Below are 13,390 nucleotides of genomic sequence, written 5' to 3'. Positions count from 1 at the left end.
AGAAAATCTCTTTTAGTAAATAATTTATTTATAACATTAATTTGAATTTTTTTTGGTGGAAATGACGGGAATCGAACCCGTGTCCAAAATAGAAAGTCCTTACTACCTTCTACAAGTTTAGTTCATTTAACGCTTTAACTTTTAGATATTAAATGAACAAAAGTCTAAAAGCGAGATTATAAGTTGTCCTCAAATGACATAATCATACACTAGAGTAAGCCATTTAAAATGACGTCTTCCAAATCAACAATGGCAAATTCAAATGGAGACGAGCCGCGTAACTAGGCAGCTAAAGCGTAATTATCGTTTCCGATTAATTTAAAGTTGGATTTAAAGACTCCCGTCTACTTGCTAGTAATAAGCTTTTTATCCTGTCGAAACCAAAACATTCCCACATTTATCGTATTGATATTATATCACAAAAATTCAAATATTCAAGCTAAATTTTATAAAAATTAAAAATTTATAAAACTTTTTCTAGTTTTTTCATAAATATTTTTTGAATGAAATCGTATTCACCCATTCCTTTTAATGAAACTGTAACATTGTAGCCATTCTTTTTAAGAATGGATTTCCATGAATCTTCTTCGTCAGATGCCATATCATTTTTGGCATGGTCTCCAGCAACAATCATTAAAGGTTTTAATAAAATATTTTTAAAATTCGTTTTTGACAATTTTTCTAAGACATCTTTTAAAGTGATTTTGCCTTCAACAGTAGCAACGAAAATATTATTTTTTCCAGAGGAATTATATTTTTCTTGTAGAGTTTTATAAATAACATCTTCTTTATGATCAGAACCGTGTCCCATAAAAACTATTGCATCATTATTTTCTAAATCGTTAAATTCATTATTTTGAACGATTTTTTCATAATCAGAGTCAGTTGCTAAAAGTGGCTCTGTGATTTTTCCATAAGTATCGTCTAATTTTGAATATTCAATTCCAGCTAAAATGTGTAGAGACATAGTGATTACTTCTGAAAATCCTCTTTGCTTTAAGGCTTCAAGACCTTCTTTTTGATTGTAAATTTTTAAATTTTCGTTTTTTTGAATAATTTTTCTTATAATATTTGATGTAAATGCTCTTTCAAAACATTCTTTTCCATATTTTTCAATTACTAGATTTTCGATAACTTCGATAGTTTTTTTTCTTGTGTCAGAATGAGAAGTACCAAAACTTGTGACTAAAATACCTTTTTTCATTTTTAATCCTTTCTTAAAATTATGAATTAATTAATTTATTGTATTATATCATAAATTTTGAAAGTAAAATAGATAGAAAATTTTTTTGGGAATAAAATTTATTTTTTATTTTTTCTAAAATTATGATATACTTAGAGAATAAAAGTTTTGAGTAAAGGGAGGTTTGTGAAAATGAAAAAAAATGCTTTGTTTAGGCTTGCGACAAAGGAAGATGCGAAAGAAATATTAGAAATATATCGATATTATATTGAGAATACGACGATTACATTTGAGTATGATGTGCCGACGATAAAAGAATTCGAGAAGAGAATAGAGGATATTGAAGGGGAATATCCGTATATTGTTTGTTTGGTGGATGATAGAATTGTGGCGTATGCATATGCACATAAAGTTTGGGAGAGAGCTGCTTATCAATGGGATGTTGAATTGTCAGTTTATACGGATAAGGATTATGTTGGGAATGGTTTTGGGAAGAAAATGTACAATATTTTAATTGATATTTTGAGATTGCAAAATGTAATAAATGTTTATGGATGTGTTACTTTTCCAAATGAAAATAGTGAGAAATTACATAATTATTTAGGATTTAAGAAAAATGGTGTCTTTACTAAGGCTGGATATAAGTTTGGGAAATGGTTAGATGTTATGTGGTTTGAAAAGGCGATATTAGAGCATGGATTGGAGCCAAAACCAGTAAAAAGAATGGATGAGTTAGAACAAGAAAGAGTAAAAGAAATTTTGAATAAGTATTAAAAATTTAAAAATATAGCAAATTTATAGAAAAAATTGTTAAAAATTGCTTATAACCAATGACAAAATAAGAAAAATAATGTATAATAGTGAGAAGATAATATAAAAATATTATTTAAAAAAATTTTTGAATTGTGCTAGAATAATTATAGTATTAAAATTCAAGGGGAATATTTTTAGATAGTATTTTTAAGAAAAAAATTAATTATACAGAAAATGTTTTGATAATTGGAACTGTTGTGAGTTTTAACATTTATCGAAAAACTTTAATGCACAAATTTAAAATAAGGAAGGAATGAGGAATGAATAAAAAAAGGATAGAAGGATTTTTTTGGATTCTTTTAGGGCTATTTTTATTGGTATTATTGTCCAATAAGGCAAGTATCCAAAGTAACGGTAGTTCTGATAAAAATCTTTTAATATTTTTTCTAAAAATGTTAACTTTACTTTTTGGTAAGTTAGCGTGGTTTATTACTGTTTCGATTCTAGTCATTGGAGGAATTATCGCATATAGAGGTGATTTTCAATTTACAAGAATAAAGGTTATTGGATTTATAGGATGGTTTTTTAGCTGGTCGTTGCTACTTATAAAAAAGGCGTTGACAGGATCATTAGCTGGAGATAATTTTACTGTGGCAGGGCAGAAATTATTAGAAATAGGATTTAATGGTAAAAGTGGTGGAGTTCTAGGTGCGATAGTTTCGATGCCATTGTATAAAATTATGTATTCAATGACAATGGGATTTTTGCTGACTTGTTTGTTGTTAGTCTCAATTTATTTGGTATTTAAGGATTACATAGAATTAGGTTACGAAATAATCATAGGAATCTTGAAATATCATAAAAGTGATGAGTATAAAGAGAAAAAAGCATTGTTAAAAGCAAAAAGAGAGACAGAAAAATTAAAGAGAACTAATTATAAATTATATCAAAAAGAAAAATTAAAAGAAAAAATTATACAATCAAGAAAAGAAAAATTGAGTTTTGAATTGTCGAAAAAGCCGAAGGAAAAATTCTTACAAAAAACGGAAGTTTATACACCTGAAGAAATGAAGGTAAAAGAGAAGGAATGGAAAGAGGCTTCTGAAAAAAGAGTATTGCCTAAAGACAATGTGAAGAAAAAATTATCAGAAGAGAAAGTGGTTTTGAAAGAAGAACCTGTAAAAGCTGATAATAAAGAAAATTCAAAAGTTGAAAAGACTGAGGAAATTAATAAGAAAGAAGCTACGGTTGAAAATGAAAAAGATGAGAAAACAAAATTGGAAATTGTAGTTGATGATAAAAAGAATAAAAAAGATAAAAAAGATAAAAAAACAGTGGAAGAGGAATTGCCAGAATTTCCTAAAATAGAGGCTTTTGAGAATATAGATACAATTGAAAACCAGAAAAAAATTAATGAAAAGTTAGAAAAGATTAACCAAGAGTTGGAAAATGGTAGAGGCTATAATGAATTAGTAAAAAAAGCAATTAGTGCTATTTTTAAAGAAAAGCCGATGGATAATGAAACGAAAGATAAAATTGAGAAAAGTATCGTGGAAAATGTGTCGCATTTGGAAAATGTGTTGAAGGAATTTGGAGTGGATGCGAAAGTTGTGAATTATGAATATGGACCAACAATAACAAGGTACGAAATAACAATACCTACAGGGACAAAAGTAAGTAAGGTTACAAATCTTTCGGATGATATTGCTATGAATTTGGCGGCAGAAAGTATTAGGATAGAAGCACCAATTCCAGGAAAAAATACGATTGGGATTGAAACGCCGAATAAAATAAAAGAGCCAGTTTATTTCTCTAATATAATAAAAAATAAAGAATTAGAAAAGGGAGATTTAAATGTAATTTTAGGAAAAGATGTGGTTGGACGTGATAAAATAATTGATATTGCTAAGACACCACATTTGTTAATTGCTGGTCAAACTGGTTCAGGGAAATCAGTAGCAATAAATACATTAATCTCTACATTAATTTCTAAAAAGTCAGAAAAAGAAGTTAGATTTATTATGGTTGATCCGAAGATGGTAGAATTGATGCCATATAATGGAATACCACATTTATTAGTTCCAGTAATTATTGACCCACATCAAGCGGCATTGGCGTTAAAATGGGCGGTTAATGAGATGGAAAATAGATATAAACTGTTGGTTGAGAATGGTGTAAGAAATATTACAAGTTATAATAAATTAAACTTTGTAGAAAAGATGCCGTTTATTGTTATTGTCATTGATGAGTTGGCTGATTTGATGATGACTGTTTCTGGAGGCGTAGAGGAATCGATAGTTAGAATAGCTCAAAAAGCAAGGGCTGTAGGAATTCATCTAGTTGTTGCTACTCAAAGACCGTCGACAGATATTGTAACAGGATTGATAAAAGCTAATTTACCTAGTAGAATTTCGTTTGCATTGAGATCGCAAGTAGATTCGAGAACAATATTGGATGTGATGGGAGCTGAAAAACTGTTAGGAAAAGGAGATATGCTATTGTTAGCAAATGGATCTTCAAAATTAGAAAGAATACAAGGAGCATTCATTTCAGACGAAGAAGTTAATGATTTAACAAATACGTTGAAAATGAATTCGAAAGTACAGTATAGAGATGACATTTTAGTTGAACAAGATGAAAATACGCTTAGTACGTTGGATTCATTCTTTGAGAATGCAGTTGATATTGTAAGGCAAGAAAATAGAGTATCAATTTCATTGTTGCAAAGAAAGTTAAGTATAGGATTTCCAAGAGCGTCAAAAATTTATGAACAACTAAAAGAAAATGGAATTATTGATGACAATAATCAAATTGTGATGAATGATTTTGAAAGAGTTTAGTATGAAAAAGTTATTAAATTAAATTGTAAATAAAAAAACAAAATATTAAGGAGATAAAGTTTTATGGGATTTTTCGATTTTTTTAAAAGAAGCATGAGAGGAGCAACGCATAGCTCAAGATCAACAAGAGATATAGCGATTGATTTAGGGACAGCAAATACAGTAGTGTATGTTAAAGGGGAAGGAATTTTAATAGATGAACCAACATATGTTGCTATAAATATAAAAACAGATGAAGTGGAACATATTGGAGAAAAAGCAAAAGAAATTATTGGAAGAACAGCTAAGCATACAGAAATAATTAGACCATTGAAAAATGGAGTTATTTCAGATTATGAAGTAACTGAAAAAATGTTAGAAGAATTTTTAAGAAAAATTAGAAAAGATAAAGTTCAAAGTTCGAGAGTAATTATTTGCGTTCCAAGTGGAGTTACACAAGTAGAAAGAAGAGCTGTGGTAGAAGTAGTAAAAGATGCTGGAGCTAAAGAAGTTTATTTGATTGAAGAACCAATTGCAGCAGCTATTGGAGTTGGAATTGATTTATTTGAACCAAAAGGACACTTGATTGTTGATATAGGTGGAGGAACTACTGAAATTGCGTTTATCGTTTCAGGTGGAGCAGCTATTTCTAAATCTGTAAAAATTGCAGGAGATCATTTGAATGAAGATATTATCAACTATGTAAGAGATAATCATAGTTTGTTAATTGGAGAAAGAACAGCAGAAACATTGAAAATAAATACAATTAGTGAATTTGATGACACTCGTTCATTTGAAATTAGAGGAAGAGAAATTGGTGTTGGATTGCCAAAAAGTATTGAAATAGTAGCATCTGAAATAGATGCAGCTATTTTGAAACATATTAATTCAATAATTGATGAAATAAGAATTACGATGGAAGAAATTGAGCCAGAAGTTGCAGCGGATATTTATGAAACAGGAATTTATTTATCTGGTGGAGGAGCTGGAATTAGAATCTTGAAAGAAAGAATTGAAGCGGAATTAAAATTGAAAGTAACTGTGGGAGACGATGCGATTCATGCGGTTGTAAATGGGATTGCTAAAATTTTAGAAAATTTCCCTGATTACAAAAATATTATAATTTCTCCAAATTCAGAATATTAATAAATTGAATTTGCAATAAGAATATTTAGTAAAAAGAAATTAGATATTTTTAATAATGGTTTATTAATTTAAACTAAAGTTTTTAGAGTATGAAATACAAATTGATTGTGAGAGCATTTTGCTCTCACACTTTGTTATAATTTTAGCTTAAAAAATTTTCAAAAAAGAAAAGAGAAAAATGGGAAATATAGAAAAGAAAATTAAAATAGAAAATATTGAAGAAAAAATAGAAGCGTTGTTGTTTCTTTCGAAGGAATTGTTGACGGTTGATGATCTTGCAAAATTCTATAAAATGGAGAAATTTGAGATAGAAGAGGCAGTAAAAAGTTTAGCTGAAAATAGAAAAAAAACGGGAATTAATTTGAGAATAGAAAATGGAATTATTTCGTTGGTGTCAAATCCGATGTTTGGAGAAGATGTGAAAAAGTTTTTTAATCCAGAATTGAGAATAAGAAAATTAACGAAATCAACAATGGAAACTTTGGCAATTATTGCATATAAAGGGCCTATCACAAGAACAGAAATAGAACAAATAAGAGGTGTTAATGTCGAAAAGGCAATGGCAAATCTTTTGGAAAAAAATCTCGTGTATATTTCTGGGAAAAGAAAAACAATTGGTACACCAAATTTGTATCAAGTGACTGATGATTTTTATAGTTATTTGGGAATAAAAGGAAAAGATGAGATGCCTGGTTACGAGCAATTTAGAGAGATACAAATGCTAGAGGATGAAGAAAGAGAAGAAAACGAGGAAGAAATTTAAATAAAAAGGAAAATAGAGGTAAAAATGAGATTAAATAAATTTATAGCAGAATCTGGAGTTTGCTCTAGAAGAAAAGCCGATGAATTGATAAAAGAAGGAAGAGTAACAGTAAATAAACAAGAAGCAATTATTGGGATGGAAATTAAGCCAGAAGATGTGGTAAGAGTTGATGGTGAAAGAATAAAAGTAAATACAAAATTTGAATATTACATTTTAAATAAACCAAAAAGGGTTTTATGTTCAAATGAGGATAAATTTGGAAGAAGATTGGCGATTGATTATATAAAATCGAAAAAACGTTTGTTTACATATGGTAGATTGGATTATATGACAGAAGGTTTGATCATTATTAGTAATGATGGAGAAATTTACAATCATGTTATGCATCCAAGAAAAAAACTATATAAGAGCTATATTGCAAAAATTAATAGAGAGCTTGAGGAAAAGGATTTGGAAGCATTACAACATGGTGTTGTGATTGAAGGGAAAAGAACGGCTCCTGCGAAAGTGAAAAGGCTTGGAAAAAGAGAAATTAGAATCGCAATTTTTGAAGGAAGAAATAGACAGATAAGAAAAATGTTTGAAACATTGGGGTATAATGTGGATTCATTGAAGAGAGTTAAAATTGGTGAGTTGACTTTGGGACACTTACAAGTTGGAGATTATAGAGAATTGACGCGAGAAGAAGTGGAATATTTGAAAAATCTATAATGAGAAAATGAGATATAGCGAAAAGTTTGAAAAAGTAAAACAGAAGGAGAAAATGTGAGCAAAAAATTAATATTTTTAATAGATTTTGATATTACGATTAGTAAAAGAGATTCGACGGATACGTTGCTTTCGGTGTATCAGCCAGAATTGAAGGAAGATATTAGGAAAAAATATCGAAGTGGCGAAATTACAATGAAGGAATATTTGCAGACTGGGATTGAGAGTTTGAATATTACGAAAGAGGAATTTTTGGAAACATTGAAATTGGTTGGGATTGACGAGACATTTGTAGATTTTGTTAAAAGTGGCATAGAATTTAGAATTGTGAGCGCTGGGACAAAATTGAATATCGCAGGTGTTCTTAGGAATTATGGAATTGACCTGAATGAAGATGAAATTATATCAAATGATATTAAATTTGATGAGAATAAAATTACTGTTTCATTTCCTTACTTAGATAAAGAGCAATATTACGGTGTTGACAAAAAAGAGGCTGTTCAGAAATATAAAGATGAAGGTTATACGGTTTATTTCGTTGGGGACGGACCTTCGGATTACAGGGCGATTGAAGTGGCAGATTTTTCTTTTGTTAGAAAAGGGACTCGAGCGATTAAGTTTTGTCAAGAAAATGAGATTGATTTTTTTGAGTTTGAGAATTTTGATGAGATTTTGAACTATTTGAAAAAACAGGAGTCAAAATGAATTATTTAGCTCATTCGGTTATATCACTTGAAATTGATAAAAAAATGAATGAAAATACGCTTTATGGCAATTTTACTGGAGATTTTTATAAAGGGAAGGTTGAGAAAATCGAATTACAAGAAAATCTGAAAAGTGGGATAATCTTGCATAGATTAATTGATAAAATTTCTGATAGAGAAGAAAATTTTTTGAATGGACTTTTGCGAGAAAAATTTGGGATTTTTAAGGGGATTGTGTCGGATATGTATGTTGATCATTTTTTGTGCAAAAATTTTGAGGATATATTTTGTAAAAATTCTGATTTTGAAAATATGGAAAAAGTTGAAAGAAAAATAATTAAAAATATTGAAAAATATGATGAATTTTTTCCAAGTGATTTTAAAAGTTTTTTTGACTGGTTGAAGAGAGAAAAAGTTTTGGCTAGGTATAAAAATTTGGATTTTTTGGATAGAGTTTTTTGGGGAATATCGAAAAGAGTGAGAAAAGGGGAAATCCTTAGAAATGCGGTTTGTGAACTGAGAAAAAATTATGGGGAATTTGAGGAGAAATCGTTGAAAGAATTTTTGTTTGTAAAGGGAAAAATTGTGGAAAATTTTGAGGGAAGTGAGAAACTATGAAATTAAAAGAATTATTTCCAAATCAAGATATTGAAAATATGGAATTGAAAAAATTGATAGAAACGATAAGTTATAAAGATTTTAACAAAAAGATAGCAAGAAGTCTCCGACTTCTACAAGTGGGAGATGAATTGCTTTTTTTGTAAAAAAAATTGAAAAAAGGATATGCCTATGATACAATTTTTGTATAAAATATCGAAGAGAAATAATTAAAAATGATATTCAAAATCAAAAGGAGGTGTAATTTATGAAATATAATTTAGCATTCAAATACAGAATTTATCCAAATAAGGAGCAGGAATTATTGATAAATAAGACTTTTGGATGTGTCCGTTTTGTTTACAATACGATTTTATATATTGCTAATAAAATTTATGAAGAAACTGGAAAAAATAAAATAATTACACCTGCCAGTTTGAAAAGTGAAAACCAATTTTTAAAAGAAGTGGACAGTTTGGCACTTTCAAATGCTCAATTGAATGTGAGACGATCGTTTACGAATTTTTTTCAAAAGAGAGCGAAGTTTCCAAGATTCAAATCTAAAAAGAATAATGTTAAAAGTTACACGACAAATTGTGTGAACAATTCGATACGAATTGAGGAAAACAAATATTTGATTTTGCCAAAATTGAAAAAAGTAAAATTGAAATATCATAGAGAAATACCAAAGGATTACAAGATAAAGTCAGTAACATTGATAAATAGTAATGGAAATTACTATGTTTCTGTTTTGACAGAATTTGAAAAAGAAATTCAAAAAAATCCAAGTAATGATAAAGTGATTGGACTTGATTTTTCGATGTCTGAACTATTTATCAGTTCTGAAAACCAAAGGGCTGATTATCCAAAATATTTTAGAATGTTGGAAGAAGAATTGAAAAAATTACAGAAATCATTATCGAGAAAAGTGAAGTTTTCTAAAAATTGGTATAAGCAAAAAGCGAAAATATCAAAATTGCATGAGTATATTAAAAATTGTCGAAGAGATTTTTTGCATAAATTATCGAAAAAATTGTCTGAAGAATACAATGCTGTGGTTGTTGAGGATTTGAATATGAAAGGGATGAGCCAGGCATTAAATTTTGGGAAAAGTGTAGGAGATAATGGGTGGGGAATATTTTTGAGGATGCTTAAGTATAAACTGATGTTTTTAGGGAAACAATTTTTGAAGATAGATAAATGGTTTCCGTCATCAAAAACTTGTAGTAGATGTGGAAATATTAAAGAGGAACTGAAATTATCAGAAAGAAGTTATAAATGTGAGTGTTGTGGAATTGAGATTGATAGAGATTACAATGCGGCACTGAATATAAAAAACATTGGAAAAGCGATGTTGGAATATTAGGAAAATAAAAAAACAGGGCAGGGACTGCCCGAAGAGCTTGGTAAATATATTTGGCTAGCAAAAGCAGATACTTCCCAAGAAGCTCCCGCTTCTAAAAGCGAGAGTAGTTCACTGAGGAAACTACATTAACTGGAAAAACAATATTAAAATTAATTGATAAATTAAAAAACAAAGATTACAAACTTCATTTGTTTTATATAGGAATAAACAGCGTAGATATTGTAAAAGAAAGAATAAAAAATAGAGTTTTAAGAGGCGGACATGATATTCCTGATAAAATTGTCGGAAAAAGATATAATGAATCTTTGGAAAATTTATCGAAAGTTTTAAAGAAATTTGATAATGTTACAGTTTATGATAATACAAAAGAGTATAAAATGATTTTAAAAATTATAAATAAAAAAATAATAAAACAATCTGATGAGTTACCCAATTGGGCTAAAAATATTTTTTAAAGGAGGAAAATAGCGAATGTTAAGCAAAGAAGATGTACTGAAAATAGTAGCGCTTTCAAAGCTGGAATTTTCAGAAAATGAAATTGAAAAATTTAAAGTGGATTTGAATAAAATTTTTGACCATATGGAAGAGTTGAATAGTGTGGATACGAGTGAGGTTGAGCCACTTTTTAATGTGCTTGATTTGAAGGATGTATTGAGAAAAGATGTTGTTAAGGATAGTGGAATTAAGAAAGAAATCTTGGAAAATGCACCAAATAGCGATGAGGAATTTATAATTGTTCCAAAAGTTGTGGGAGAAAATGCGGATAATTAGGATGTATTGAAAAATGTCTGATTGGTAGAATTTTTGGAGAATAGAAGTTTGAAAATTGGAAGAGAAAAAATTTTTTGAAAAATTGAGATTTTTAGATACATTTTAGAAAAAATTTAGAAAGGTGGAAAAATGAGTTTATACAAAAAAACGGCTAGTGAAATAGCTGAAATGATAAAAAATAAAGAGATTACTTCTGAAGAAGTGACAAAATCTTTTTTGGATAGAATTGAGAAAACTGAAGAAAAAATAGGAGCATTTTCTAATGTGTTTCCTGAAAAAGCTTTAGATGAGGCAAAAAAATATGATTCTGAAAATAATGAAGAAGCTAGAAAAAATTATGATAATGATTTGTTGTTTGGAGTGCCTGTGGCTTTGAAGGATAATATTGTATCAAAAGGAGATTTGACTACGGCTGCATCGAAAATTCTTAGAAATTATGTGGGAGTTTATGATGCGACAGTTGTGGAAAAATTGAAAAAGGCTGGGACACCGATAATTGGGAAAGCTAATATGGATGAATTTGCGATGGGGTCTTCAAATGAGAATTCGTCGATAAAATCAGTTTCTAATCCTTGGGATTTGACAAGAGTTCCTGGTGGAAGCAGTGGAGGTTCGGCAGCGATGGTTGCAGCGGGACAAGCACCGATTGCACTTGGTTCGGATACAGGTGGAAGTATTAGACAACCTGCTTGTTTGACTGGAACTGTTGGGGTTAAGCCAACTTATGGAAGAGTTTCAAGATACGGACTTATGGCGTTTGGATCTTCGCTTGATCAAATTGGAGCTTTGGCAAAATCGACTGAGGATTTGGCTAGACTTTTACAAATAATTGCGGGGTATGATGAAAAAGATGCGACAAGTGTAAATGTGGAAGTTCCTAACTATTTGGAAAGTTTGAATAATGACTTGAAAGGCTTGAAAATTGGGATTCCAAAAGAATATTTTGCAGAAGGATTAGATGAAAATATTAAAAAAGTAATAATGGATTCGGTGGAAAAATTGAAGGAATTAGGTGCTGAAATTAAAGAAGTATCACTTCCATATTCAAAATATGCGATTTCTACTTATTACATAATTTCATCGGCTGAAGCTGCTTCAAACTTGTCAAGATACGACGGAGTAAGATATGGTGTGAGAGAAAGCAACGAAGATGTGGAAAAAATGTATGTTGTATCAAGAACAAAAGGTTTTGGAGACGAAGTAAAAAGAAGAATTATGATTGGAAACTATGTGTTAAGTTCTGGATTCTACGACGCTTATTACAAAAAGGCTTCGCAAGTTAGAAGACTTATTAGAGACGATTTTTCAAAAGCATTAAAAGAAGTAGATGTTTTATTAACACCAGTTTCTCCAACAACAGCATTCAAAAAAGGAGAAAAAAACACAGATCCAGTACAAATGTATTTAGCAGACATTTACACAGTTTCAGTAAACATGGCTGGACTTCCTGCAATTTCAGTACCGGCAGGATTTGTTGATGGATTGCCAGTTGGAATTCAATTAATTGGAAATTATTTTAGAGAAGACTTGCTGTTCAATGTAGCGAATAAGTTTGAGAAGGAACGTGGGGAGATAGAGTATCCTGAATTGTAAAATTAAAAAGGATGTGGATAATTATGAATAATTGTTATTTATGTAGACAAGTTCTTTCTAAAGAGAATGAATCAGTAGAACATATAATTCCTAATTCTATAGGTGGAAGATTAAAATCAAAAAAACTATTATGTAAAAAATGTAATTCTAAACTAGGAACAGAGTATGATAGTGAAGTGTCTAAAATGTTTAACGCTTCTATGATAATTTCTGGAGTCAAGAAAGATAATAATAAAAATTTAAGTAAAGAAAAATTTTATGATAGAAATTTTAATAACATGCCTTTTGAATTTGAACGTAATAAAACGGGAATAAAAATTAATTTTAACCAAATTATCAGGAATAAAGACAGTATCTCTGTAAGTGGTAATAAGAAATTTGTTGAAGAAAAAAAGAAAGAACTTTTAAAAAATAATACAAGAATACTAAAGAATGAAAGTGTAAATGTTGTTAATGAGATTAATTTAAATAGAGAAGACCAAATTGATAAAGAAAGATTATTTAAATCTATTTTGAAAACAGGAATAGGATTTTATTTAGAAAATAAAAATAATGTTGAGAAAATAGAAAATGTTATAGAAAATTTATCTCAAGAAAATAATTTTAACAAATTAAAAAATATAGTTGAAGTTAGAGAAACAAAAAGAACAAATAATAACTATCATAGTTTATTTCTATTTAAAAATCCTATAACGACAAGAATAACTTGTTATGTTTTATATTTTAGCAAGTATTTTAATAATTATTTCAAAGTTGAATTATCAAAAAATTATATAGAAAAAAATTTTGATTTTGACTTTTATTTGTATAATTTAATAAAAAATACAGAAGAAAAAGAAATTTCAAAAAAGATTCAATATGAAATAGAAACAATGTTAAATAAAGAATTAGAAAATAAAGAGAATGATTCAAGAGAACTAAATGAAGTGGGAGAAACCATTGAAGAGTTAATGATAAATATGATTATTACTAATATGCTATGAAAGG

14 protein-coding genes and 1 other RNA gene are annotated in these 13,390 nt (G+C 29.0%); 13 read left to right on the top strand and 2 right to left on the bottom strand.

Features of this window, described 5'->3' with window-relative positions; genetic code table 11:
• Positions 1-53 precede the first annotated feature (53 nt).
• Positions 54-393, bottom strand: a transfer-messenger RNA (tmRNA) gene (gene ssrA / locus J4863_RS08125).
• A 70-nt stretch (positions 394-463) separates the two neighbouring features.
• Positions 464-1,204 carry a sirohydrochlorin cobaltochelatase gene (locus J4863_RS08120; RefSeq protein ID WP_211618243.1) on the bottom strand — a complete coding sequence of 247 codons (741 nt, stop codon included), beginning with the start codon at positions 1,202-1,204 and terminating at the stop codon, positions 464-466.
• 171 nt (positions 1,205-1,375) lie between these two features.
• Between J4863_RS08120 and J4863_RS08115 the strand changes: the two genes are divergently transcribed.
• From J4863_RS08115 to J4863_RS08055, 13 genes are all read left to right on the top strand, one after another.
• Positions 1,376-1,957 carry a GNAT family N-acetyltransferase gene (locus tag J4863_RS08115; RefSeq protein ID WP_249111512.1) on the top strand — a complete coding sequence of 194 codons (582 nt, stop codon included), beginning with the start codon at positions 1,376-1,378 and terminating at the stop codon, positions 1,955-1,957.
• A 299-nt stretch (positions 1,958-2,256) separates the two neighbouring features.
• Positions 2,257-4,776, top strand: coding sequence for a DNA translocase FtsK (locus J4863_RS08110; RefSeq protein ID WP_211618241.1), 2,520 nt, complete (start codon positions 2,257-2,259; stop codon positions 4,774-4,776).
• A 63-nt stretch (positions 4,777-4,839) separates the two neighbouring features.
• Positions 4,840-5,901: a rod shape-determining protein gene (locus J4863_RS08105; RefSeq protein WP_211618240.1), complete on the top strand. Its 1,062-nt coding sequence runs from the start codon at positions 4,840-4,842 to the stop codon at positions 5,899-5,901.
• Positions 5,902-6,079: 178 nt separating this feature from the next.
• The gene (gene scpB, locus J4863_RS08100) at positions 6,080-6,664 is read left to right on the top strand and encodes an SMC-Scp complex subunit ScpB (RefSeq protein WP_211618239.1); all 585 of its coding nucleotides are present in this window, start codon (positions 6,080-6,082) and stop codon (positions 6,662-6,664) included.
• Positions 6,665-6,688: 24 nt separating this feature from the next.
• A complete protein-coding gene (locus J4863_RS08095; RefSeq protein WP_211618238.1) occupies positions 6,689-7,375 on the top strand; it encodes a pseudouridine synthase in 687 nt (228 codons plus the stop codon).
• A gap of 54 nt (positions 7,376-7,429) precedes the next feature.
• Positions 7,430-8,077: an MtnX-like HAD-IB family phosphatase gene (locus J4863_RS08090; RefSeq protein WP_211618237.1), complete on the top strand. Its 648-nt coding sequence runs from the start codon at positions 7,430-7,432 to the stop codon at positions 8,075-8,077.
• Positions 8,074-8,694 carry an ACP phosphodiesterase gene (locus J4863_RS08085; RefSeq protein WP_211618236.1) on the top strand — a complete coding sequence of 207 codons (621 nt, stop codon included), beginning with the start codon at positions 8,074-8,076 and terminating at the stop codon, positions 8,692-8,694. The genes J4863_RS08090 and J4863_RS08085 overlap by 4 nt, the downstream gene beginning before the upstream one ends.
• Positions 8,691-8,840 (top strand): hypothetical protein, encoded by a 150-nt coding sequence (locus J4863_RS08080; protein WP_211618235.1) that lies wholly within the window; start codon positions 8,691-8,693, stop codon positions 8,838-8,840. The genes J4863_RS08085 and J4863_RS08080 overlap by 4 nt, the downstream gene beginning before the upstream one ends.
• 101 nt (positions 8,841-8,941) lie before the next feature.
• Positions 8,942-10,039, top strand: a complete 1,098-nt coding sequence (locus J4863_RS08075; protein ID WP_211618234.1) for an RNA-guided endonuclease TnpB family protein — start codon at positions 8,942-8,944, stop codon at positions 10,037-10,039.
• A 188-nt stretch (positions 10,040-10,227) separates the two neighbouring features.
• Positions 10,228-10,494: a hypothetical protein gene (locus tag J4863_RS08070; protein ID WP_211618233.1), complete on the top strand. Its 267-nt coding sequence runs from the start codon at positions 10,228-10,230 to the stop codon at positions 10,492-10,494.
• A gap of 16 nt (positions 10,495-10,510) precedes the next feature.
• On the top strand, positions 10,511-10,810 hold the full coding sequence (gene gatC / locus J4863_RS08065; RefSeq protein WP_211618232.1) for an Asp-tRNA(Asn)/Glu-tRNA(Gln) amidotransferase subunit GatC: 300 nt from the start codon (positions 10,511-10,513) through the stop codon (positions 10,808-10,810).
• A gap of 129 nt (positions 10,811-10,939) precedes the next feature.
• The gene (gene gatA, locus J4863_RS08060; RefSeq protein WP_211618231.1) at positions 10,940-12,403 is read left to right on the top strand and encodes an Asp-tRNA(Asn)/Glu-tRNA(Gln) amidotransferase subunit GatA; all 1,464 of its coding nucleotides are present in this window, start codon (positions 10,940-10,942) and stop codon (positions 12,401-12,403) included.
• Between the two features lie 23 nt (positions 12,404-12,426).
• The gene (locus tag J4863_RS08055; RefSeq protein ID WP_211618230.1) at positions 12,427-13,386 is read left to right on the top strand and encodes an HNH endonuclease; all 960 of its coding nucleotides are present in this window, start codon (positions 12,427-12,429) and stop codon (positions 13,384-13,386) included.
• Positions 13,387-13,390 lie beyond the last annotated feature (4 nt).

It is taken from the genome of Leptotrichia sp. oral taxon 221 (genome assembly GCF_018128245.1).
Classification (GTDB): Bacteria; Fusobacteriota; Fusobacteriia; order Fusobacteriales; family Leptotrichiaceae; genus JABCPH02.
Note: the sequence above shows the minus strand (reverse complement) of the source record. Positions and strands in the feature narration are given on the sequence as shown.

What these genes read in the sequence shown, in the direction of transcription:
- J4863_RS08120 (WP_211618243.1), bottom strand. Translation starts at nt 1,204, where the DNA reads ATGAAAAAAGGTATTTTAGTCACAAGTTTTGGTACTTCTCATTCTGAC.
- J4863_RS08115 (WP_249111512.1), top strand. Translation starts at nt 1,376, where the DNA reads ATGAAAAAAAATGCTTTGTTTAGGCTTGCGACAAAGGAAGATGCGAAA.
- J4863_RS08110 (WP_211618241.1), top strand. Translation starts at nt 2,257, where the DNA reads ATGAATAAAAAAAGGATAGAAGGATTTTTTTGGATTCTTTTAGGGCTA.
- J4863_RS08105 (WP_211618240.1), top strand. Translation starts at nt 4,840, where the DNA reads ATGGGATTTTTCGATTTTTTTAAAAGAAGCATGAGAGGAGCAACGCAT.
- scpB (WP_211618239.1), top strand. Translation starts at nt 6,080, where the DNA reads ATGGGAAATATAGAAAAGAAAATTAAAATAGAAAATATTGAAGAAAAA.
- J4863_RS08095 (WP_211618238.1), top strand. Translation starts at nt 6,689, where the DNA reads ATGAGATTAAATAAATTTATAGCAGAATCTGGAGTTTGCTCTAGAAGA.
- J4863_RS08085 (WP_211618236.1), top strand. Translation starts at nt 8,074, where the DNA reads ATGAATTATTTAGCTCATTCGGTTATATCACTTGAAATTGATAAAAAA.
- J4863_RS08080 (WP_211618235.1), top strand. Translation starts at nt 8,691, where the DNA reads ATGAAATTAAAAGAATTATTTCCAAATCAAGATATTGAAAATATGGAA.
- J4863_RS08075 (WP_211618234.1), top strand. Translation starts at nt 8,942, where the DNA reads ATGAAATATAATTTAGCATTCAAATACAGAATTTATCCAAATAAGGAG.
- gatC (WP_211618232.1), top strand. Translation starts at nt 10,511, where the DNA reads ATGTTAAGCAAAGAAGATGTACTGAAAATAGTAGCGCTTTCAAAGCTG.
- gatA (WP_211618231.1), top strand. Translation starts at nt 10,940, where the DNA reads ATGAGTTTATACAAAAAAACGGCTAGTGAAATAGCTGAAATGATAAAA.
- J4863_RS08055 (WP_211618230.1), top strand. Translation starts at nt 12,427, where the DNA reads ATGAATAATTGTTATTTATGTAGACAAGTTCTTTCTAAAGAGAATGAA.